This window comes from Neisseria gonorrhoeae (genome assembly GCF_013030075.1).
Lineage (GTDB): Bacteria > Pseudomonadota > Gammaproteobacteria > Burkholderiales > Neisseriaceae > Neisseria > Neisseria gonorrhoeae.
In genome coordinates this window covers 1,083,528-1,104,924 of sequence record NZ_AP023069.1, presented here as the reverse complement: position 1 = coordinate 1,104,924, position 21,397 = coordinate 1,083,528, and the positions used below count along the sequence as shown (strand labels likewise).

The 21,397-nt window shown below is 49.7% G+C and carries 22 protein-coding genes and 3 pseudogenes; 8 read left to right on the top strand and 17 right to left on the bottom strand.

The genetic code is table 11. From position 1 onward, the window contains the following. From HT085_RS05740 to HT085_RS05695, 11 genes and pseudogenes are all read right to left on the bottom strand, one after another. Positions 1-345, bottom strand: coding sequence for a hypothetical protein (locus HT085_RS05740; RefSeq protein WP_002226827.1), 345 nt, complete (start codon positions 343-345; stop codon positions 1-3). Between the two features lie 398 nt (positions 346-743). Next, positions 744-1,145: a hypothetical protein gene (locus HT085_RS05735; RefSeq protein ID WP_003688156.1), complete on the bottom strand. Its 402-nt coding sequence runs from the start codon at positions 1,143-1,145 to the stop codon at positions 744-746. Positions 1,146-1,148: 3 nt separating this feature from the next. Then, complete coding sequence (locus HT085_RS11775) at positions 1,149-1,601, bottom strand: hypothetical protein (RefSeq protein WP_003706393.1); 453 nt, start codon at positions 1,599-1,601, stop codon at positions 1,149-1,151. Then, positions 1,593-1,898: pseudogene (locus HT085_RS11770) on the bottom strand (MafB family polymorphic toxin); the annotation flags it as partial. The pseudogene HT085_RS11770 and the gene HT085_RS11775, both read right to left, overlap by 9 nt. A 230-nt stretch (positions 1,899-2,128) precedes the next feature. Beyond that, positions 2,129-2,488, bottom strand: a complete 360-nt coding sequence (locus HT085_RS05725) for a hypothetical protein (RefSeq protein WP_003690962.1) — start codon at positions 2,486-2,488, stop codon at positions 2,129-2,131. Between the two features lie 20 nt (positions 2,489-2,508). Then, positions 2,509-2,715, bottom strand: a complete 207-nt coding sequence (locus tag HT085_RS05720) for a CPCC family cysteine-rich protein (protein ID WP_002235294.1) — start codon at positions 2,713-2,715, stop codon at positions 2,509-2,511. After that, a complete protein-coding gene (gene mafB, locus HT085_RS05715; protein WP_115067301.1) occupies positions 2,681-4,210 on the bottom strand; it encodes a polymorphic toxin MafB class 3 in 1,530 nt (509 codons plus the stop codon). Before mafB ends, HT085_RS05720 begins: the two co-directional genes overlap by 35 nt. 39 nt (positions 4,211-4,249) lie before the next feature. Then, positions 4,250-5,212 (bottom strand): adhesin MafA, encoded by a 963-nt coding sequence (gene mafA / locus HT085_RS05710; protein ID WP_003706509.1) that lies wholly within the window; start codon positions 5,210-5,212, stop codon positions 4,250-4,252. Between the two features lie 69 nt (positions 5,213-5,281). Continuing rightward, a complete protein-coding gene (locus HT085_RS05705) occupies positions 5,282-5,659 on the bottom strand; it encodes an IS1595 family transposase (protein ID WP_010361697.1) in 378 nt (125 codons plus the stop codon). A 107-nt stretch (positions 5,660-5,766) separates the two neighbouring features. After that, on the bottom strand, positions 5,767-5,961 hold the full coding sequence (locus HT085_RS05700) for a YbdD/YjiX family protein (RefSeq protein WP_003688166.1): 195 nt from the start codon (positions 5,959-5,961) through the stop codon (positions 5,767-5,769). After that, complete coding sequence (locus HT085_RS05695) at positions 5,951-8,032, bottom strand: carbon starvation CstA family protein (RefSeq protein ID WP_003690967.1); 2,082 nt, start codon at positions 8,030-8,032, stop codon at positions 5,951-5,953. Before HT085_RS05695 ends, HT085_RS05700 begins: the two co-directional genes overlap by 11 nt. 522 nt (positions 8,033-8,554) lie before the next feature. Between HT085_RS05695 and HT085_RS05690 the strand changes: the two genes are divergently transcribed. Further along, the gene (locus HT085_RS05690; RefSeq protein ID WP_003688168.1) at positions 8,555-8,935 is read left to right on the top strand and encodes an MliC family protein; all 381 of its coding nucleotides are present in this window, start codon (positions 8,555-8,557) and stop codon (positions 8,933-8,935) included. 135 nt (positions 8,936-9,070) lie between these two features. On the opposite strand, the pseudogene HT085_RS05685 reads toward HT085_RS05690, so the two are convergent. Further along, positions 9,071-9,559 (bottom strand): annotated as a pseudogene (locus HT085_RS05685) (contact-dependent growth inhibition system immunity protein); the annotation flags it as partial. 331 nt (positions 9,560-9,890) lie between these two features. Here HT085_RS05685 and HT085_RS05680 point away from each other — a divergent pair. The 5 genes from HT085_RS05680 (at position 9,891) to HT085_RS05660 (ending at position 15,977) form a co-directional block, all read left to right on the top strand. After that, positions 9,891-11,279: an NAD-dependent succinate-semialdehyde dehydrogenase gene (locus tag HT085_RS05680; RefSeq protein ID WP_025455784.1), complete on the top strand. Its 1,389-nt coding sequence runs from the start codon at positions 9,891-9,893 to the stop codon at positions 11,277-11,279. A 110-nt stretch (positions 11,280-11,389) separates the two neighbouring features. Continuing rightward, complete coding sequence (locus HT085_RS05675) at positions 11,390-12,175, top strand: fimb protein (RefSeq protein WP_003688173.1); 786 nt, start codon at positions 11,390-11,392, stop codon at positions 12,173-12,175. A gap of 367 nt (positions 12,176-12,542) precedes the next feature. Next, positions 12,543-14,099 carry a TerC family protein gene (locus HT085_RS05670; protein ID WP_003690972.1) on the top strand — a complete coding sequence of 519 codons (1,557 nt, stop codon included), beginning with the start codon at positions 12,543-12,545 and terminating at the stop codon, positions 14,097-14,099. A gap of 16 nt (positions 14,100-14,115) precedes the next feature. Further along, the gene (gene surE, locus HT085_RS05665; RefSeq protein WP_003690973.1) at positions 14,116-14,862 is read left to right on the top strand and encodes a 5'/3'-nucleotidase SurE; all 747 of its coding nucleotides are present in this window, start codon (positions 14,116-14,118) and stop codon (positions 14,860-14,862) included. A gap of 101 nt (positions 14,863-14,963) precedes the next feature. Further along, positions 14,964-15,977, top strand: coding sequence for a peptidoglycan DD-metalloendopeptidase family protein (locus tag HT085_RS05660; protein WP_020996850.1), 1,014 nt, complete (start codon positions 14,964-14,966; stop codon positions 15,975-15,977). 397 nt (positions 15,978-16,374) lie between these two features. Here the strand turns inward: HT085_RS05660 and HT085_RS05655 are convergent, their stop codons facing one another. The 4 genes from HT085_RS05655 to HT085_RS05640 form a co-directional block, all read right to left on the bottom strand. Further along, positions 16,375-16,857: an acyl-CoA thioesterase gene (locus HT085_RS05655; RefSeq protein WP_003688183.1), complete on the bottom strand. Its 483-nt coding sequence runs from the start codon at positions 16,855-16,857 to the stop codon at positions 16,375-16,377. Between the two features lie 152 nt (positions 16,858-17,009). Further along, a complete protein-coding gene (locus HT085_RS05650) occupies positions 17,010-17,171 on the bottom strand; it encodes a hypothetical protein (protein WP_025455785.1) in 162 nt (53 codons plus the stop codon). A 73-nt stretch (positions 17,172-17,244) separates the two neighbouring features. Continuing rightward, the gene (recX, locus tag HT085_RS05645) at positions 17,245-17,706 is read right to left on the bottom strand and encodes a recombination regulator RecX (protein WP_003688187.1); all 462 of its coding nucleotides are present in this window, start codon (positions 17,704-17,706) and stop codon (positions 17,245-17,247) included. A gap of 72 nt (positions 17,707-17,778) precedes the next feature. Further along, the gene (locus tag HT085_RS05640) at positions 17,779-18,489 is read right to left on the bottom strand and encodes a phosphoglycolate phosphatase (RefSeq protein WP_003690977.1); all 711 of its coding nucleotides are present in this window, start codon (positions 18,487-18,489) and stop codon (positions 17,779-17,781) included. Positions 18,490-18,883: 394 nt separating this feature from the next. Here HT085_RS05640 and HT085_RS12175 point away from each other — a divergent pair. After that, a pseudogene (locus tag HT085_RS12175) lies at positions 18,884-20,103 on the top strand (Glu/Leu/Phe/Val family dehydrogenase). Positions 20,104-20,162: 59 nt separating this feature from the next. Here HT085_RS12175 and HT085_RS05630 read toward each other — a convergent pair. Continuing rightward, positions 20,163-20,969, bottom strand: a complete 807-nt coding sequence (locus HT085_RS05630; protein WP_003690982.1) for a DUF4198 domain-containing protein — start codon at positions 20,967-20,969, stop codon at positions 20,163-20,165. Positions 20,970-21,160: 191 nt separating this feature from the next. Here HT085_RS05630 and HT085_RS05625 point away from each other — a divergent pair, with 191 nt between their 5' ends. Continuing rightward, complete coding sequence (locus HT085_RS05625; protein WP_003688192.1) at positions 21,161-21,370, top strand: tautomerase family protein; 210 nt, start codon at positions 21,161-21,163, stop codon at positions 21,368-21,370. The last annotated feature ends 27 nt before the right edge of the window (positions 21,371-21,397 follow it).

Here is a 21,397-nt window from a genome sequence, read left to right as displayed (position 1 = left end):
TTAATCATTTATTTCAAAAAAGTTATTTATTATCATATTATCAGGGAGCGGGTCGTTAAAAAAAACTCCCTCAAATTCCATTAAATTAGTATTTATCCAGCACATAAACGAACCAAAGCGTTCTTTCCCTGAGTGTAAATATTTAAAATTAAACTCAAAATAAGTTTTTTTGCTTAGAAAATTTAATGGTTTTTCTATAGTGAAAAAAAAGCCCTTACTCGTTTTAGTTCGAGATACTATTTTAAATAAGTTTTTATTCTCAATAAAATAAGAATATTCATTTACTAAGTTGTTATGATGAAAAAGTAATTTTATTAAAATGTTTTCATAATTTTCTAGATTCATTTCTAGCTCAATTTAAAATGATTTCATTGTTGCCGTACCAATGCGAAATTTACCATCAACAAAATTTCCCTTCACTGATACAGGTACCCCATCGCAGAGATGTAGGTCGGATATTTGTATCCGACAAAAATATTTGACGCGTTTATCGTTTCCGAAATGCCGCTGTTAGAAAATGTCGGATTCGAGAATCCAACCTACGGCTATATCCGTAAAGTCTGACCATTGTTCAATGCGGAAGGCGCGAATATTGCGGACGGAATGTAGAAACCAATATACTTAATTGCCATGCCATTCTCATCAAAATACCTGTGCTGTTTAAAGTGCGTGGTTCATTACACGAGTAATTTTATTTTCAGGCTGCCTGAAAGAAAGATAGGCAACTTATTACTCATCTTACGCTAGCTCTCAATAATTGAATACGTTGCACTAGAACCAATTATTTCTATGAATGTTTGCTCAAACATAAAAATATAGTATTTAAAGAATTCTCTATTCAAAGGAAAATAACTTTCTTTCGATATCCATGCCGCATAACGCTCATCAAGAAGTTCGAAAAAAGATTGACCACCATTTTCATGAAGCAAAGCTCTATCTGCATCTTCCGAAATTAAATCCATAAAAGTATCTATAAAATACGATTCATCAACAACCCTAAAATGAATAACATCCTCAATAGAAATTTTTATGGTTTTACCCGTATTTCTATAACCAACTGCTATAACTTCTACTTTATCAAAGTTTATTGCTGCATTATCAAAATAGAAATAGCCAGTTGGGAAATCTAAGCTTTTTAATTTCATAATTTATCGTGTATTTCCATATCTGATTTTTATTTTTCGGTTATTACTAATTGTTATTTCAAGTGTTGGTTCTCCACCACTGCTATCATTACGAACATTAACCGCACGCCCATCAGGTAAATTGCCCGTTATCGTTCCATTAGGACGTGTTTGTACATTTCGAACATTCAGACTATTAAAATCATTTAGTGCGTCATTGTAATCCCCCACTTTATCATACTGAACAGCGGGACCTTTTGTTTTACTCCTTTGAGTAGTATTGCTCAAAATGTCTTTGATTTGTAAATCACTGCGCACCTTACCGGCTTCTATACGAGCTGACACACTACTCGGGCTATAGGGGTCGCTATCAATCGCAGGATTACCACCGCTGGTTTTTTGTCCGCTAGTCTGTTTCCCAACCTGCTGTACTGTATTGCCAATTTCATCTACCGTACCTAACGCCTTAGTCTGCATATGGCGGGCAGTAGGTTTTTTATAACCGTTATTTTTAACCCAATCCCATTTGGCCGGGTTAAGTTCTACTTTTTTACCGCCCCAAACCGTACCTGCAGCCTCTGCTACGGCAAGGGCAGTTTGGGCTGTTGCTGTTATATTCGGATGGGCATCAGCCCATTGTCTGGCGGAATTGATGCCGTCTTTTACCGCAAAAGCACTGTCCTGTAATAGGCTCGCGGCAGCAAGTTGTGCTTCCGGACTTAAATTTCCTAATTCATTAATATCTTGTAAAGTTTGCTGCGCAGAGATGTAGGTCGGATATTTGTATCCGACAAAAATATTTGACGCATCTATCGTTTCCGAAATGCCGCTGTTGGAAAATGTCGGATTCGAGAATCCGACCTACGGCTGCTGACTATTTTCTTGTTTATATAATTCTACAACTGCAAACTACTATCAAATCTTTTTATCTCTGGCTCTACACTCAGCAAGAATATTTTTATTTTACAAAACATAGGCTAGTTATTTGAGTATATTGTCAAATTCTAATTTGTTTTTTTGATAGATTTTTTTATACCATTAATACATTCATTAGTTGTAATTCTGTCAAGCGAATGTAATTTATCAATATCAAAACAATCGGTATAAACCCTATTCACAGTTTTATCTTGTATTTCCTTATGAATACTTAATATATTGAGATAGTTTAGAAATTTTATTTTCTCAGATTGAGGTAACTCATCAAAACCAAGCCAATAATAAAAATTGTTATATGATTTTAAAAAATCAACAATTTTTATTTTTCCTAAAACCAAATCTTCGACTAACTGGGTTGCATAAATAATATCATTTATGATTTTAACAGGTAAATTATTTGATGGGTAACCATGGGGTTCCGTCATCATTGGTTTCTCTAGGTGCTTATTTATCTGATTGGTAAGCCTTTTGCGTAAGCTTCTTTCGCCTCCGCAAGTGTCATTTCATTAGGACCACCATCTATATTAGTTTCTCCTGTATTTTGCCACTGACAAACGTCACAGATATCATAGTCCATAACTTCAGTTCCGCAAACAGGACAATGTAGCCATATTTCTCCGTCAATTTCCCATGTCTTTTTTGAATTCTCCATCATAATACTCCTTTCCTAAGTCTGGTTTAAACATTGTTTTGATTTTGAATGTTTTTGGATTGGCCAAAACATAGATATTGTTATTGATATCATAGCGCACTCGTCTATGTTCCGTCTGATAACCTAATATCTTGTCCGATGTCTGTTTTGATAACAAATCAGACGCCATTTTTTGGTAGTCTTCAATGGTTATATCGCCAAATTCTTTTCCATGAGCTTTGAAATGTCCATTTAAAGATTTCTCAGTAGGAAACTTGGATTTTGTCCATCTGATGCGGTCTTGAATTGTTCCTGTCGGAGAAATAGATGTATCAGGTTTAACATATGGGGCAGGTAAGCCGATATTGTTATCAGAGTGTGTAGAGTGTTGCTGCGTACTTGGTTTCGGTGGCTTATTTTTCCCGGCCATTTCCCCGTCTACAGTCTGCATATGGCGGGCAGCAGGTTTTTTATAGCCGGTATTTTTAACCCAATCCCATTTGGTCGGGTTAAGTTCTACTTTTTTACCTCCCCAAACCGTAGTTGCGGCCTCTGCTACGGCAAGGGCAGTTTGGGCTGTTGCTGTTATATTCGGATGGGCATCAGCCCATTGTCTGGCGGAATTGATGCCGTCTTTTACCGCAAAGGCACTGTCCTGTAATAGGCTCGCGGCGGCAAGTTGTGCTTCCGGACTTAAATTTCCTAAATTGTGAATACCCTGTAAAGTTTTCCGTGCTGCCGCATAGGTTACCGGGTTTACCGCACTGTCTGTAATTGCCCCAACTCCCAATCCCTGAAAACCCGTTAAAAAAGGATTAACCGCACCTTGGACGATGCCGCGAATATCATCCATACGGTTAGCCCGCCAATTTTTATCGGGGTCGTTTTCCCATATCAGTTTTCCTGCTTCATCCGCACGGCTGAGAAAACCGGAAGCGGCACCGGCATTTTCTTTTAGCCAGCGGTCTGAAAAAGGGGCTTGCGGAACAGTGTTTATCTTTGTTTTTGTAGAAGTTCCTTTGATATGGTAGCTGTATATATCCCTTGCTCCTCCGGGGGGCGGATAACCGCCGCCTCGCGGCCCGTCATATCCATCCTCCGGATGGATTTCCGACCCTGTCCGATGAAGTTGGTAAACGGTAAAACCGCCGTCTACACCGCCGCTGAAATCAGAAGTGCTTTTTGAATCATGATTATCGAACGGACTGTGTACTTCGTGTCCGTGCCCTGAAAAATGGGTTTCATAACCGATAATGCCTTCAAACCCTGTCCGTTCGTGTGTAATAGGCAGTATGGGGCCGACCGCAGTTGCATCAAATGTTTGGACGGCGCAAACCCGATTTTTAACACTGCCGCGACCATTACCGAACAGATGGTATTTGCCACCCGGTTCGTAGTGTTTTGCCTGCATATCATCGCGCAAACGGGCATCCAAACCGTTCGCATGACTAATGGGGATTTGCAGCAACGATATTGCCGCTGCAAACAGCATCATGAATTTTTGAATAGGCAAATTCATTTTGTTTTCCTTGGCAGCAAGCGGTTATGGCAGTGTGAATCAAGGTTGCCCTTGTCTATGTTGTCGCACTGCTTCATCGCTGTATCCATACCCCTCATGACTGTTATCAGCCTCTACGGATGGGGCGGAGTTACCCGTATGATTGCCGTATGGCCGGATATCGGAGAAATCGACCATCAATCCTTCCGTCGGTTTGATTCCTTTGCTTACTTTATACGGCCCCATCCACAATGCGTAATTTTCTTTATAGGCAGCTTCAAACGCATTGGTTTTGGGTTTGATGAGCAATTTTTTATTGGTTCTGTCTACTGCGAAATATTCCAGTTTTGTTTGGGCTTTCAGTGTTTCGGCATTGTATAGGTGCATTTCGGTTCTGTTGCGTATCGTTCCGAATACGTCGATGTTAATAAACACATCTGTATCGGCATTGGCAGGAGAAACAACGTCTATGCCGCGCAGGAAAAATACGGTCTGTACCAAGTGGGAAAGAAAGGCGGTGTCGCGCGGGTTGGTCGTCAAGGTTTCATTTCGATAATCCCCCATCCCGCCAATATTTAAGCCCAGACTGCTCCTACTTCCGCTACCGTCTGATTGGGTGCGCGAGAGTGCAGGGGCATTAAGTGTAGATAAAGAAGTGGTTAAACCCGTCAAACCGCCTGATGTTGTTTCAGCGGTGGTTTCGTAACGCGGATAGGTGTAATCGGTGCGGACGGCAGGGCTGTTTATGTATTCGCCGCGAATCAGTGCATCAATGGAGTAGCGACCCCCTGTCAAACTGCCTGAACCTTGGTCGCCCATAGTTGCAATGTACAATGCAACTTTTCGTCCGTGTAATGCCTGTAAATCCATGTCTTTAACGGCAGCTCTGGCAGAAGCGGCCACAAGTTCTTGTTCGACCGCGAAGCGTTTGCCTCCGCCATGCGATGGAATACCTGTCAGTGTCCCGCAGGCGGATAAAATAAAAACTGAAAAAAGAATAGGTATCAGCAGCCGTGCCCGCATAGATTTTCTCCTTTGATGAAAAACAAATTGTATCAAAATTGTAAATAAATTAGGGGCCGTCCTGGACAACTAGGATAAACTCGATTTTACTAATTGTTTTAAAATGGAAATTTGAACTTTTATCTCACTGTTGTTAAAACGCCGTTCGCACTCCTTTAAATACGGCTCAAAATGCTCTTTGGGAATGCCGTCAAACTTGCGTAAATGACGTTTTGCCCGGTTCCAAAAGTTCCCAATTCCATTAATATGGTTTTGTCGTTCGGCAAAATGTGTGCTGTGATTGATACGGAAATGGCTAAATTCGCCTGCATCCAATACATCATAGCGACGATAACAATCCGTATAAACAATGCTGTCAGGCTCTGCTGCTGTTCTTGCAGTTACGCCTGCGACAAACAGTTCAATGAGTTTATTTTGTTTATACCGGCTTAGACGGCTTTTTCTCATAGGGATAATTCTAACTTAATTTGAATTTCCCTAGTTATCTAGGACAGCGCCTTATTATAAAAATACCGTCTGAAGTGGCGTTCAGACGGCATTTGTTTCAAGCGGGGCTAACAGCAGCGTCCGCCGTTTGCGCCGCAGCGGCGTTTGCGGCAATAGTCTTGAAATTGCAGCTTGTTCATCACGGGGGCGTTGGGATTATGTTTACGTTGTTGTGCAACGTAGTTTTCATAATCGGGCACGCCTGCCATCAAGTTTGCCGTCAGCTTGATGGTTTTCCACCAAGACGCGAGCTTATGCTTCACTTTGTTCCTCCGGTTGTTTGCCGTCGCGGTACACCGCCGGGATTTCTTTGGCGGTCGGCCAGCCGACTTTGCGTGCTTTGAGGGCGGTACGCAAACCGTACGCGGCAACAGTCACGACAACCGACAAGAAGAGGATGGTCAGACCGGCATTAATCTTGTCGTTGAAGATGATTTGCGCCATTTCGCCGATGTCTTTAGCGGGCGCAAGGACTTCGTTTTTAGCCAATGCGTCGCTGTATTTGCCTGCGTGGGCAAGGAAGCTGGCGCGCGGGTCGTTGTGGAACAGTTTTTGCAGACCGGCGTAGCAGGTTACAAGCAGTACGCCGACGGCAGGAACGAGTGCCACCCAGACATAACGGTCGCGTTTCATCTTAATCAGCACAACGGCACACATAATCAAGGCTACGCCTGCCAGCATTTGGTTGGCGATGCCGAATAAAGGCCAGAGCGAGTTGATGCCGCCCAGCGGGTCGGTTACGCCGGTGTAGAGGAAGTAGCCCCACAATGCCACGGCGAAGAAGGTCGCAATCAGGTTGGCGGGGATGGAGTCGGTGTTGCCGAAAGGTTTGTAGAAGATGCTGCCCAAGTCTTGAATCATAAAACGTGCGACGCGCGTACCGGCATCGACGGCGGTCAGGATGAACAAGGCTTCAAACAACAGGGCGAAGTGATACCAGAATGCCATCATCGCCTCGCCCGGAATCAGACGGCTCATAATGTGCGCCATACCGACTGCGAGGGTAGGCGCACCGCCTGTGCGGGACAGGATGGTGTTTTCGCCCACTTCCTTAGCGGTGTGCAACAGGGTTGCGGCATCGACAGGGAAGTTCAGCTTGGTGGTAATTACTTCGGCGGCGGTGTTGGCATCCGTACCGATCAGTGCGGCGGGGCTGTTCATCGCGAAATACACGCCGGGATCGAGCGATGCGGCGGCGGCAAGCGCCATAATCGCCACGAAACTTTCCATCAACATACCGCCGTAACCGATCATACGGACGTGGGTTTCGTTTTCCAGCATTTTCGGCGTGGTGCCGGAAGAAATCAGTGCGTGGAAGCCCGAAACCGCACCGCAGGCGATGGTAATGAACAAGAACGGGAACAATGCGCCTGAGAATACCGGGCCCGAACCGTCGATAAAGTGGGTAACCGCAGGCATTTGCAAAGCGGGATTGACGATGACGATACCCAAAGCCAAGGCCGCAATCGTACCGATTTTCAGGAAGGTGGAGAGATAGTCGCGCGGGGTCAGCAAGAGCCAGACCGGCAAAACCGAAGCCACGAAACCGTAAATCATAATCGCCCAAGTGAGCTGGATGCCGTCAAGGTCAAACCAATGCCCGATGGAGCTTTTCGCCACATCTTCGCCGTAAATTACCGCCAACATCAGCAAAATAAAGCCGACGATGGAAATCTCGCCGATTTTGCCCGGACGGATATGGCGCGTGTAAATACCCATAAACAGCGCAATCGGCATCGTTGCGGCAATGGTGAACGTACCCCAAGGGCTGTGAACCAATGCTTTTACGACAATCAACGCCAAAACCGCCATAATGATGACCATAATCATCAAAATACCGATGGAGGCAATCACGCCGGGGACAGTGCCGAGTTCCTGTTTCACAATATCGCCCAAAGACTTACCGTCGCGGCGCATAGAGACGAACAAGACCGTCATATCCTGTACCGCGCCGGCAAATACCACGCCGAAGATAATCCACAAAGTACCGGGTAGATAACCCATTTGCGCCGCCAAAACCGGACCGACCAAAGGGCCCGCGCCGGCAATCGCGGCAAAGTGGTGTCCGAACAATACGCCTTTGTGCGTCGGAACGTAGTCCAAGCCGTCGTTGTGCCGCTCGGCGGGCGTGAGACGGTTCGGATCGAGCCGCATCACGCGGTTGGCGATGTAGAGGCTGTAAAAACGGTAGGCGATACAGTAAACGGATATGGCGGCGGTAACCATCCATACCGCGCTGACCTGTTCGCCTCGGCTGAGGGCCAGAGTGGTAAAGGATGCTAAGCCGACCAGTACCACTATGCCCCAAATGAGGAAGGTTTTGAGTGATTTCATCGAATAAATCCTTATCTCACACTGTCGGAATATGTCGGAGCGGACAGGCAACGGTTGGCTACCCGTAATCCGATGCCGACACAAACCGGAGTTTGAATGATTGACGAAGTATGAAACAGTGCGCTTGTCGGGACTTGTGCCTTATGCCCGCATCAAACAGTGCAGGAATGTACGCGCACAAACGTTAAACGCCGAATAGAATTTTAACGCAAATTAGCACACTGATAGCGGTTTTTACTTGGAATTTGGAAAAATTTACATTCCTCCGGGCGGGCAGGCAGGTTCAGACGGCATCGTCAGGCAAAAGGCGGTGTCGGAAGACGGGTAAAGAAGGGGCGCGCAATCCGGATTATTGATTTATCGTGTTTCCTTTTCGGTTGAACCTCAGCCCTTTGGGGCGGTAAAATCAGACTTTATTTGGGAGGGGCGCAACCCCTTCCGAATCAGGACGGCACATAGGGCGGTGCTTTAATGTGTCGTCCTGTGTGTTGAAACATATTTTCTTTTTATTGGGGAGCTTTTATGAATATCAGGTTTTTCGCGCTGACCGTATCGGTTTTGTCTTTGGCGGCCTGTGCCGTGCCGGAAGCGTATGATGGCGGCGGACGCGGGTATATGCCGCCTGTTCAAAACCAAGCCGGCCCGGACGATTTTCGAGCGTTTTCATGCGAGAACGGTTTGTCTGTGCGCGTCCGCAATTTGGACGGCGGCAAAATCGCGTTGCGGCTGGACGGCAGGCGTGCCGTCCTCTCTTCCGACGTTGCCGCATCCGGCGAACGCTATACCGCCGAACACGGTTTGTTCGGAAACGGAACCGAGTGGCACCAGAAAGGCGGCGAAGCCTTTTTCGGCTTTACCGATGCCTACGGCAATTCGGTCGAAACTTCCTGCCGCGCCCGTTAAACGGGGCAGCCTGTTTGAACCGCCGTCCGGATTTTTCGGGCGGTTTTTTATGCCGGTTTTGTTTTGGCCGTCGGCTGGTTCCGGCGGTTTTCGGGCGTGGCGGATTATTTTTCGTTTCGTTCTGGGTTTATCCTGTCGGCAGCGGCTCAATGCCAACTTTAAACCTGCTCCGATTTCTTCAGGGCTGTTATCCAATGATAAAATTACATCGTCTGCATCAATGGCATCCCACGCTTCCGGCTTGACATGGCGGCTCGGGCTGATTTTCAGGCAGCCGTTGTGCAGCCAAATATCCCCGCTCATCATGTTTTTAAATAGGGCGCGTCTGGTTTTATAGCCCAAGTTCCCGCATAGGTTGGCAACCCAATCCTCATAGCGTTGCCGAAATTTTTCGGTATCAAAAAAATCTTGGTCTTCCGAACTGTCATAAACGAAAGTCCTGCTGTTTGCCAACGCTTGCAAGACCGTCGTGCCTAAAGTTTCATTGTCGGTATCCAATGGCAGGATATGGGGGGATATAGGTGGTCTATTGCCGTTAACCCCAAACCTGAACATGTTTGAACAATCAGAGCTTCTTCATTAGCATAAAAAACTGCCCAATAATTGATCCTGTTTAAAAATCATTATTTAATCTCCGTAATTTTGACTGTAATGTTTTGACTTTTGCCATACTCTACCACGCGTTGTAACTGCAATCTTTGCTTCTTATATATTGTACCCTATCAAAGGGCTGCATTACTTTTCTTTCTAAAGATTACTATCGCATAAAAAGTATTTTTCTTAAACGACAGGGATGCGCCCGTGCCATATTCAAACACCGCCCGGATGTTGCGCTGCCCGATCGGATGCTTCAGACGGCATCGGAAGGGTTTGCAGTTTTGGAATATGAAGATGATAATGTCCGCGAGATTGACGGCATTTGAAAGCGGTTATCCCGTATACCGGAGGATACGAAATGAACGAATATTCCCAATTAATCAAGCATCCCGATATTTCCCTTTCCCCGATTTCAGACGGCATCGGGGTCGGCAATCCGGCGACGGGCGAAATTTTGGCGTATGTCCGCAACACGGGTTCGGACAAGCTGAAAAACCTGATTCAAAAGGCGGCGGCAGCGCAAAAATTATGGGCGGCGAAAACCGCCTTGGAACGCGCCGACATATTGTGGCGTTGGTATTTTTTAGTTAAAGAAAACAAAGAAGCACTGGCGCGTCTCATGACGATGGAGCAGGGCAAAAGCCTGACCGAGGCGCGCGGCGAAATCGATTATGCGGCTTCGTTTGTGCGCTGGTTTGCCGAAGAGGCGCGGCGGATTGACGGCGATGTGCTGACGAGTGTGAAAGCGTCGCAAAAACTGGTTGTGTTGAAACAGCCCGTCGGCGTTACCGCTGCGATTACGCCGTGGAATTTCCCGTCCGCGATGATAGTCAAACCTGCATCGCTCACGCCTTTGAGTGCGTATGCGTTGGCTGTACTGGCCTACGAAGCGGGCGTGCCGCAGGATTTGCTTCCCGTCGTCAGCGGCCGCGCTTCGGAAATCAGCCATGAATTTGCCACGAACCCGACCGTGCGCAAAATCAGCTTCACCGGCTCGACCGAAGTCGGCGCGAAAATTTTTGCCGGCAGCGCGGCGGACATTAAAAAACTCAGTTTGGAACTGGGCGGCAACGCGCCGTTTATCGTGTTTGACGATGCCGATTTGGACAAAGCCGTCGAAGGCGCGCTGGCGAGCAAGTTCCGCAACAGCGGTCAGACCTGCGTCTGCACCAACCGCGTTTACGTCCAATCGGGCATTTACGACGTATTTTGCCGCAAATTGAGTGAAAAGGCAGCCGCGCTCAAATTGGGCGACGGCTTGGACGAAGGTGTGAACCAAGGACCGCTGATTGAGGAAAAAGCGGTAGAAAAAGTCGAACAGCACATCGCCGACGCACTCTCCAAAGGCGCGGTCTGTCTGACCGGCGGCAAACGCAGCGCGTTGGGCGGAACGTTTTTTGAGCCGACTGTCTTAAGCGGCGTTACGGCGCAAATGGCGGTAGCTCGCGAGGAAACCTTCGGGCCTTTGTGTCCGGTGTTCCGTTTTGAAACCGAAGCCGAAGTCATCGAGGCTGCGAACAATACGGAATACGGTTTGGCAGCTTACCTTTTCACCTCCGACACCGCCCGTCAATGGCGCGTCGGCGAAGTCTTGGAATACGGCATGGTCGGCATCAATACGGGCTTAATCAGTAATGAAGCGGCACCGTTCGGCGGGGTGAAACGCAGCGGTTTGGGACGTGAAGGCAGCAAATACGGTGCGGACGAATATCTAGAATTGAAATATTTGTGCATTGATGCCGGGTGACGGATGCCGTCTGAATGGCAGGGTTTCAGACGGTGTCGCATTTTAAGCAGTCTCTATCTGTTGTACAATGCGCCCTGTTTTTACGGTTATTTTTGATTTGAATGTAAGATATGATGGAAAACGGAAAAACATTCCCGAGATGGCGTTTTGCCTTGAAAAGTGCGGGCTGGCACCTCTTAATCAGCTTATTGGTTGCAGGGCTGGCGGCCTTGCTGGTTTTTAAGGTTTGGTATCCTTATCCTTATGCCGAGCTGACGGGCGGTCTGTCGCTTTATCAGCTGGTGGTGGCGGTCGATATCGTATGCGGCCCGCTGCTGACTTTAATTTTGGCAAGCCCGAAGAAAAAGACAAAGGCACGCATGGTCGATTTTTCCATGGTCGGCATCATCCAGCTGGCGGCTTTGGCGTACGGTTTGCACAGCGTTTCGCTGGCGCGTCCCGTGGTGGAAGCGTTTGAACAGGACCGCATGACCATTGTTACGGCGGCGGAAGTCGTGGTCGAAGATTTGCACAAAGCCCCCGAAGGGCTGCAAAGCCTGTCGTGGTTCGGCATCCGCCGCATTGCATTGAAAGAACCTGAGGATGCGGATGAGAAGAACAAGACGCTGGATTTGTCCCTGAAAGGTATCGAGCCGAGTATGCGTCCCGACCGGTGGCTGCCGTATTCCGACAAGGAAGCAGAAAAAATCCGCAAACATCTGAAACCGCTGAAAGTCTTGGCGGATGCGAGAAAAACGACGGTTGCGGACATTCTGAAACAGGCAGGTCTCGCCGAAGGGGAGGAGCTGTATTACCTGCCGTTTACCAGCAGCAGGCAGAAAGAGTGGATAGTCATTACCGATAAAGAGGGCAACACCAAAGGCTACGCGCCGATAGACGGCTTCATCATCCCTTAACCATTGGGATTCCGCCCGCACTCGAACATCCGTTCTTCGCGGCGGTAGAATCAGACTGTATTTGAGAGGGGCGCAACCCCTCAATCAGGGCAACACATAGGGAGACGCTTTATGTGCCGTCCGTGTATTGAAACATTTCAAAATAAGCCCATGCCGTCCGAACATCCTTTCAGACGGCATGGCGTTTTGCCATTGCCCCGATAAGCTGTTAAACTGTTTAAATTATTTCGACCGAAGGTACACGCACATGAAAGACCCCGAGCAGAGCAGTAAGCCCGCCCGCCGTTTTTTGTGCGTACCGTCTGTTCAGGCAGCTTGAGCGTTTCAGGCTGCCTTTTTGCGTTTGAACTTGAGGAACACGAAAATCATGGATTTCAGTTGGTTGGCAGAACCGCATACCTGGATAGGTTTTGCCACGCTTTTGGTGTTGGAAGTCGTATTGGGGATAGACAACCTTGTCTTTGTGGCGATTTTGGCAAACAAGGTCCAGCCCGCACGGCGCGACCGCGCACGGATTATCGGGCTGGGGCTGGCAGTCGTCATCCGCATCATTATGCTTGCTTTTATGGCGCACATCATCACGCTGACCGAGCCGCTGTTCCAAATCGGCGGCCTCGCCGTTTCCGGCAAGGACATGATTATGCTCGCGGGCGGTATTTTCCTGCTTTACAAAGCCACCACCGAACTGCATGAACGCCTCGAAGGGCACAACCGTTTTACCGTTGCCGACAACCAAAAAAAACACGCGCCGTTTTGGGGCGTGGTCGCGCAAATCCTGATACTGGATGCCGTGTTTTCCATCGATTCGGTCATCACCGCCGTGGCGATGGTCGATCACATCGTCGTGGCGATGGGCGCGGTCGTCGTCGCAATGGTTGTCATGATTTCCGCCAGCAAACTCTTGACCGAATTTGTGGACAGGCATCCCACCGTCGTGATGCTCTGCCTTGGTTTTTTGTTGATGATCGGTTTCAGCCTGATTGCGGAAGCCTTCCATTTCCACATTCCCAAAGGCTACCTCTACGCCGCCATCGGCTTCTCGATTTTAATCGAACTGTTTAACCAGATTTCGCAACGCAACAGCCGCAAAAACGACTACATCGGCAGCTCGTGGCGCAAGCGCACCGCCGAAAACGTTTTGGGTATGATGGGCATACGCGAAAGCGTGCTTGCTGACGCGGGCGGCGAATCCGTGGATGACGCGCATTTTGAAGAAAACGAAAAATCGATGATACGCAGCGTGCTGACGCTTGCCGAACGCCCGATTATGGGGGTGATGATTCCACGCCGCGACATCGAACGGCTGGACATTTCCCAAAGCCGCGAAGAACAGTATGCCCAACTGCAAAACACGCCTTACAGCCGCCTGCTCGTTGTCGGAAAGGCGGGCGTGGACGAACCGTTGGGCTACATCAACAAAAAAGACCTGCTGTCCCAACTGCTGGAAACAGGCGGTCTCGACATTCAGACGGCATTGCGCCAGCCGCTCGTCCTGCCCGACGGCACGACCGCCTTGGGCGCGCTCGAACTCTTCCGCCAAAGCAGCGCGGATTACGCTTTGGTGGTGGACGAGTTCGGCGCGGTGTTGGGTATGGTGACGATGAAAGACCTGTTGGAAGCCATCGCAGGCGAGTTCCCCGAAGAATTCGAGCGCGAAGAAGAACCCGCCGTTCAGGGGAATCCCGATGAAAGCCTGACGGTGGAAGGCGCGTTGGAATATGTGGAGCTGGCATCCCAACTCAACCTGCCGCAGCAGGAGGAAGATACCGATTTCCATACCGTTGCCGGGCTGATTATGGAAGAATTGCAAACCATCCCCGATGTCGGCGATTTTGCCGATTTTCACGGCTGGCGGTTTGAAGTGGTCGAAAAAGAAGGGCAGCGCATCGAGCGGGTCAAAATCACCAAATTGCCCGAAGAATAAGCATCCAGGATAAAAAATGAACGTTTTGATTTCCAACGACGACGGCTATCTGGCAGAAGGCATTGCCATTCTGGCGCGGGTTGCGTCGGAATTTGCCAATGTCAGGGTGGTCGCGCCCGAGCGGGACAGGAGCGGGGTCAGCAATTCGCTGACGCTCGACCGTCCTTTGCAGCTGAAACAGGCGCAAAACGGCTTCTGCTACGTCAACGGCACGCCGACCGACTGCATCCATGTCGGCCAGTTTGCCCTGCCCGATTTTAAGCCCGATGTCGTGTTTTCAGGTATCAACCGTGGCGCAAATATGGGCGACGATACGCTTTATTCGGGGACGGTTGCGGCGGCGACCGAAGCCTATCTGATGGGTATGCCTGCTGTGGCGTTTTCTTTAAACGATGCTTCCGGACGCTATTGGGCAACCGCAGAAAAGGCACTGTGGACATTGTTGGCGCATTTTTTTAAAAAACCGCCGTCCGCGCCCGTCTTGTGGAATGTCAACATCCCTGCTGTCGCACCGGAAGATGTCAGGGGAATCAAGATTACCCGTTTGGGCAGACGGCATCATGAGCAGAACATCGTCCCGTCCCGCAATCCGCGCGGCGAACAGATTTATTGGATAGGGCCGGTCGGCGAAGTTTCCGATCGGGAAGAGGGGACGGATTTTGGTGAATGCGGCGCAGGTTTTATTACCGTAACGCCGCTGCAAATCGATTTGACCGCCTATCCGGACATGGCGGAGACGGCGGCCTTTTGGCATACGGACTGACCGTTTTTCAAATACCGTCGGGTTTTGCGCTTGAGAAGAACGCGCATTTTTATTATGATATACCGCATTCAGGCTATATATCGGAACATGAAGGTTATCTTATGTTGAAACAAACGACACTTTTGGCAGCTTGTACCGCCGTTGCCGCTCTGTTGGGCGGTTGCGCCACCCAACAGCCTGCTCCTGTCATTGCAGGCAATTCAGGTATGCAGACCGTATCGTCTGCGCCGGTTTACAATCCTTATGGCGCAACGCCGTACAATGCCGCTCCTGCCGCCAACGATGCGCCGTATGTGCCGCCCGTGCAAACTGCGCCGGTTTATTCGCCTCCTGCTTATGTTCCGCCGTCTGCACCTGCCGTTTCGGGTACATATGTTCCTTCTTACGCACCCGTCGACATCAACGCGGCGACGCATACTATTGTGCGTGGCGACACGGTGTACAACATTTCCAAACGCTACCATATCTCTCAAGACGATTTCCGTGCGTGGAACGGCATGACCGACAATACGTTGAGCATCGGTCAGATTGTTAAAGTCAAACCGGCAGGATATGCCGCACCGAAAACCGCAGCCGTAGAAAGCAGGCCCGCCGTACCGGCTGCCGCGCAAACCCCTGTGAAACCCGCCGCGCAACCGCCCGTTCAGTCCGCGCCGCAACCTGCCGCGCCCGCTGCGGAAAATAAAGCGGTTCCCGCCCCCGCGCCCGCCCCGCAATCTCCTGCCGCTTCGCCTTCCGGCACGCGTTCGGTCGGCGGCATTGTTTGGCAGCGTCCGACCCAAGGTAAAGTGGTTGCCGATTTCGGCGGCGGCAACAAGGGTGTCGATATTGCCGGCAATGCCGGACAACCCGTTTTGGCGGCGGCTGACGGCAAAGTGGTTTATGCCGGTTCAGGTTTGAGGGGATACGGAAACTTGGTCATCATCCAGCACAATTCCTCTTTCCTGACCGCGTACGGGCACAACCAAAAATTGCTGGTCGGCGAAGGTCAGCAGGTAAAACGCGGTCAGCAGGTTGCTTTGATGGGCAATACCGATGCTTCCAGAACGCAGCTTCATTTCGAGGTGCGTCAAAACGGCAAACCGGTTAACCCGAACAGCTATATCGCGTTCTGACTTTCCGTTTGCAATCAGGTTAAAAATGCCGTCTGAAAGGTCTTCAGACGGCATTTTTGTTTTGGCGGCTGTGTTTTCAAATCATTCCGAAGGGACGGGGCGTATAAATTTGTTTGACTGTGTTTGGGTATTTGCTTGATTTCATCCGTTTGCAATGGAAAAGCCGCTTATTTCCGTTCGGAGGGCGGTTTTATCGGATAAAAGGCATTTTGTCCGACTGATTAGGGCTGCATCAAGGGAATATGAAAACACAACCGCTTAGTCTCACGGCTGTGTTCCAAAATGGCGTTGAAAAACGGATGAGCCAGAATCAGCCGATTTTACTTCAATAAATCAAACCATTACACCGAATGTCGGAACAATGCTTGTCCTGTCTTTCAGACGGCATAGGCCGCCGTCAGCAGCCGCAGGACACGTCTCCGGAGGCTTGGAGGCTGATTTCTCTGCGTTTTTTGGCTTTTTCGTAGCGGCAGCGTTGGCGGTCGGTCAGGATTTCCAGCGGAGGGACGGGGACGGGTTTGCCGTCTTTGACCGCAACCATCGTGAAGTAGCAGCTGTTGGTATGGCGGATTTCGCCGGTGCGGATGTTTTGTGCTTCGACACGGATGCCGATTTCCATCGAGGTGCGTCCCGTGTAGTTGACAGCGGCGTAAAAGGTAACCAAATCGCCGATGTGGATGGGTTCTTTAAACAGGACTTTGTCAACCGAAAGGGTAACGCAATAATTGCCGCTGTAACGGCTGGCGCAGGAATAGGCAACCTGGTCGAGCAGGAGCAGGAGTTCGCCGCCGTGTACGTTGCCGCTGAAATTGGCGGTGTCCGGCATCATCAGTTCGGACATAATGAGTTCGTGGGAAGGCAGTTGGCGTTGTTGTGTCATGGTGTACCTGTTTTAAGAAAGGGTGTTTTGAAATGGGTGCGGGAAAATTTTAGGGAATGGGGAAGTGGAATTCAAGCTAAAAAAAGCTATGGAGGGATAGTCTGCCGAAATGGGCCGCCGATGCCGTCTGAAGCCTTCAGACGGCATTTTGTTCAGGAAAGCCAAAAACGGAAAACCAAGAAAAACACGAGTGCCAGCACGCCCGCCCAAACGGCGAGCATGAATCCGGCAACCGCCCGTCCCATACGGTAAACCGGTTTTTTGCGTTCGTCTTCGATGGGGGAGGCGTGGTGTTTTTCGGGTTGTTCGGACATTTTGTTCTCAATCGGAAAAGTTGGAAACGGGCGTAAGGTTACGCTGCCGTGCAAAAAGATTTAAGAAGGAAGGTCAGCAGCTGTCTTCCCAATTTTCGTCCCAAGCGTGTTTCAATGCCGTCTGAACGGTATCGGCATCAAAACCGCGATAGGCGAGGAAACGCGCCTGTTTTTGTTTTTCTTTGAGGTTGGCGGCGGGGTGTTTGAATTTTTTACGCAACACGGCTATGGCGGCTTGCTTTTCGCTTGAGCGGTCGGGAAGCAGGTTGCGGCTGGTTTTTTCATCTATGCCCTGTTGCGCCAAAGCCTGTTTCAGCCTCAATGAACCGTGTTTGCGGCTTTTGCTGCGGATATAGGCTTCGGCGTAGCGCAAATCCGACTGCCAGTTGCGTTCGGCAAATTCGTTTAACACGTTTTCCAACTCCTCTTCGCTTTCGGCGTGCGGTGCAAGTTTGCGTTTCAGACCGATGCGGCTGACTTCTTGGCGCGAGAGGATGTCCATCGCGCGGGCGCGTAGGGATTTTTGCGGTTTCATGGCGGCGGTTTCGGCACGGAAAGATTCAGACGGTATGGGAAACGGATTCCGATGCCGTCTGAACAGATTGTTTTATTCTTCGTCTTTGTTTTTCTGCGGTCGCAGGTTTTCGTAAATTTCGGGCAGCGCGCCGATAATCCGGTCGGGGCGGGTCGTATCGTCTTGCGAGAGCAGCGTCATATCGCCGTAACCGAAGGTAACGCCGACACTCAGGCAGCCGGCGGCTTTGGCGGCGATGATGTCGTTGCGCGAGTCGCCGACCATAAGCATATTGGCGGCATCGATACCCAAAACTTCGGCGGCGTGCCGCAGCGGCAGCGGGCTGGGTTTTTTTTCGGGCAGGCTGTCTCCGCCGAGTATCAGGCTGAAGTAGTCGGCGAGTCCCAGTTGTTTTAGAAGCTCGGCGGCAAGGATTTCGTTTTTGTTGGTAATGATTACCAGCGGAATGCCCAAGGATTTGAGCAATGCCAGCCCGGCTTCGGTTTCGGGATAGGGGCGGGTGAAGACGCTCAAATGGTCGCGGTAGTATTTCATATAGGACACGAAACCTTTTTCCCACAGTTCGGAATCGGCTTCGCGGTCGCGGTCGTTGGTGAGGACGCGGTGAACCAGTTTGCCGATGCCGTCGCCGACGTAGCTTTCGACCACTTTGGCGGGCAGCGGTTTCATACCGAGTTGTTCCAACATCGCTTCTGCGGCGGCGGCAAGGTCGGGGACGGAATCGCACAGTGTGCCGTCCAAATCGAAGGCGACGGCTTGGACGTGTTCGATGGCTGCATTCATAATCCGGTTTCCTGTCGGGTTGAAAGGGTTTATTTTAACATCGTTTGCACAGGGCTTCTAATGTATAGATTATTAACAATCGCAACAGGTTTTTCGGGCGGTGTTTTCGGATTTTATGGCGGGGTCTGGCAAGGGTTTGAAATCCCGGCGATGTTCCAATTAAATTTTTAAAAAATAAAATGATGACTATATCTTTATTTAATTGGACATTTGCTTTTCGGATGCGCGCTGCTTTTTTCAGACGGATGCTGTGCGGCTTGAAAAATAAAATCATATATAGATTAATAAAATCGGGCTTATGTCGACTACATGCTATTACGTTTTGTCGGGAAATTGGTTATAGTAATGAGCGAAATGCACGCCCCTGAAAATCTTTTTGCGAAAAGGAAGCAAAATGTCTGATGCCGTTGCAAAAGAAACCCTCAATCCGTTTGAAATCGCGCGAAAACAGGTCAAAACCGCCTGCGACCGGCTGAAAACCGATCCGGCCGTTTATGAAATCCTGAAGAGTCCGACCCGCGTGTTGGAAGTCAAACTCGACGACGGCACGGTCAAAACCTTTACCGGTTACCGTTCGCGTGCGTTCCCATCCCGGTGTGAATCTGGACGAAGTCAAGGCACTGTCGATTTGGATGACCATCAAATGCTGCGTTGCAGGCATTCCTTACGGCGGCGGCAAAGGCGGCGTTACCTTGGATCCGCGCGATTATTCCGAGGCGGAACTGGAACGCATCGCCCGAGCTTATGCCGAAGCGATTGCCCCGCTGATCGGCGAAAAAAATCGATATTCCCGCCCCCGATGTGAACACCAACGGCAAAATTATGTCGTGGATGGTGGATGCCTATGAAAACGTGGTGAAACATTCCGCGCCGGGCGTATTTACCGGCAAACCGGTTGAGTTCGGCGGCTCTTTGGCGCGTACCGAGGCTACCGGTTACGGCGTGAACCTCGCCGCCGTCCAAGCTTTGGAAAAACTGGGCAAAGATGTGAAAGGCGCAACCTACGCCATTCAAGGTTTCGGCAATGTGGGCTACCACACCGGCTATTACGCGCATCAATCCGGCGCGAAAGTCGTTACCGTATCTACTGTTGACGTTGCTATCTACAATGAAAACGGCTTGGATATGGAAGCGCTGTTTAAAGAGTTCCAAGAAAAAGGCTTCATCACCAACAAAGCCGGTTACGGCAAAGAAATTACCAACGCCGAACTTTTGGCTTTGGATATGGACGTACTCGCCCCTTGCGCATTGGAAAACCAGCTGACTTCCGAAAACGCCGGTAAAGTCCGCGCGAAAATCGTGGTTGAAGGCGCAAACGGCCCGACTACGCCCGAAGCCGACGTTATCCTGCGTCAAAACGGCGTATTGGTCGTGCCCGATATTTTGGCAAACTGCGGCGGCGTGGTCGTTTCCTATTTCGAGTGGGTGCAAAACCTGCAAGGCTATTATTGGGAGTTTGACGAAGTTCAGGAAAAAGAAATCGTCGTCCTGCGCCGCGCGTTCCGCGATATTTGGAACTTGGCGCAAGAGTATGATGTCGATTTGCGTACCGCGTCTTATATGATGAGTATCCGCCGTGTTGAAAAAGCGATGAAGCTGCGCGGCTGGTATTGATGTTTGAACAAAGGATGCCGTCTGAAACCATTTCAGACGGCATTTTTGTTTGGACGGAATTAATGGTGAGAATGGCCGATTTGGAAGGTTAAAGTTGTGTAGTTCGCCTGTTTTTGGCACAGGCTTTGATCGGGGAAATCGGCTTTGTATTCGACACTCGCTTTCCAAAAGCCTTGGCGCAAGGGGATGATGTCCACTTCGCCTTTGCCGTCGGTGGTGTCGGAGAAGGCTTGGGCTTCGGTTTTGTGCGTTTTGCTGCGGTCGCTGGTGTCGAAGCCGTCAAATGTAGCGGTAACGGTGGCATTGGGCAGCGGTTCGCCACGGAACAGAACGCGGACTTTGAAGCGTTCGCCTACGTGAATGTTGGCGGGATTGTCCAGCGGGACGATTTCCAAGTTTTGTCCGACCGGTTTGGTGATGATGGCGGTGTCCGCGCTTTCGTGTCCCACGTTGACAATGTTTTTACCGAACATACGGGTTTGTTCGCAATAGCTTGCGTCAGGCATTTCTTTGATGCCAGCCTGTTTCCAGCCTGCTTTGTTTTTTGACCGGAAAGTAGGCTGATATTCGGCGGTAACGAGGTAGCTGCCGTCTTTGACGGGACGGTTGCTGCGGTATTGGTAGTTGTATGTGCCGCGTTGAATCATGTTTTCCTTACCTTTTTCGGTAACCAGCTGCATCGGTTTGCTGAAGATGTGCAGGCGGTCTTTGGCGATGGGTTCGAGTTCGGGGAATTCGCCGTAGCCCAAGTCGGCTTTAAGGTATTCGCCGCCGTGCGTGTGGGCGGTTTCGACCCAGACGCGGTGGGCGTGTGCGGATGTGGCAAATAGTGCGGAAACGGCGAGCAGTGTCAATGTTTTCTTCATGGTGCAGCCTTTATATCGTGCGGGTTAAAAATTTTGTTATGCTATAACAAAATATGTATCGTGTGAAGACGGATTTGCCGCCTGAAAACTGTCTTTTTGTATCGATTTGAATTTTTCAGAAAATGAAGCGGACGTTTGGGCGGAGGCAACTTGTTTGATAAGATAGCAATATTTCAAAACGGAGAAATATCATGCCTTATGTCAATATTAAAGTAACCGGCGGCAAGGAAGCACCGACTGCCGCGCAAAAAGCGGAACTGATCGGCGGCGTAATCGAATTGCTGGCACGCGTGCTGGGTAAAAATCCCGAAACAACGGTTGTCGTGATTGACGAAGTGGATACCGATAACTGGGATATAGGCGGCAAAAGCGTCAGCGAACGGCGCAAAGAGGGCAGGTAAAAAGCCTGAAAACCCCGCCCTGATGCT